General features: G+C 52.9%; 3 tRNA genes. All 3 read right to left on the bottom strand.

From position 1 onward, the window contains the following. Window positions 1-84: 84 nt before the first annotated feature. A tRNA-Thr gene (locus PQR54_RS38905) sits at window positions 85-159 on the bottom strand. Window positions 160-175: 16 nt separating this feature from the next. After that, window positions 176-249, bottom strand: a tRNA-Gly gene (locus PQR54_RS38900). A 41-nt stretch (window positions 250-290) separates the two neighbouring features. Next, window positions 291-376, bottom strand: a tRNA-Tyr gene (locus tag PQR54_RS38895). Between the last annotated feature and the right edge of the window lie 102 nt (window positions 377-478).

Genomic DNA, 478 nt, shown 5'->3' with positions numbered 1-478 from the left:
CTCAAACTTACCCTTGGCCATTTTCGACTCCTAAGAGGATTTTTCCGTACGTTGCGCCGGGCGCAAACAATCACCGAGTACATCTGGTGCCCATGGGCAGGATCGAACTGCCGACCTCTCCCTTACCAAGGGAGTGCTCTACCACTGAGCCACATGGGCGCTACTTCTGTATTGCTGGAGCGGGTGAAGGGAATCGAACCCTCGTCGTAAGCTTGGAAGGCTTCTGCTCTACCATTGAGCTACACCCGCAAGGATCCATGGATTCCCAACAACTGCTGCAACTTGTATTCTGGTGGAGGAGGTTGGATTCGAACCAACGTAGGCGTAAGCCAACAGATTTACAGTCTGCCCCCTTTAGCCACTCGGGCACCCCTCCGCAGAGAACTGATGATTATGGGGGAACAACAGCTTATTGTCAAGACCTGCTTGACTGCTCCGAACCCAAGGCTCTCACTTATATGGTGATTTCAGCGCTTCC

Origin of the sequence: Paraburkholderia phytofirmans (genome assembly GCF_046028095.1) — a bacterium.
GTDB classification, from domain to species: Bacteria; Pseudomonadota; Gammaproteobacteria; order Burkholderiales; family Burkholderiaceae; genus Paraburkholderia; species Paraburkholderia phytofirmans_A.
This window is presented reverse-complemented; position numbering and strand designations above follow the sequence as displayed.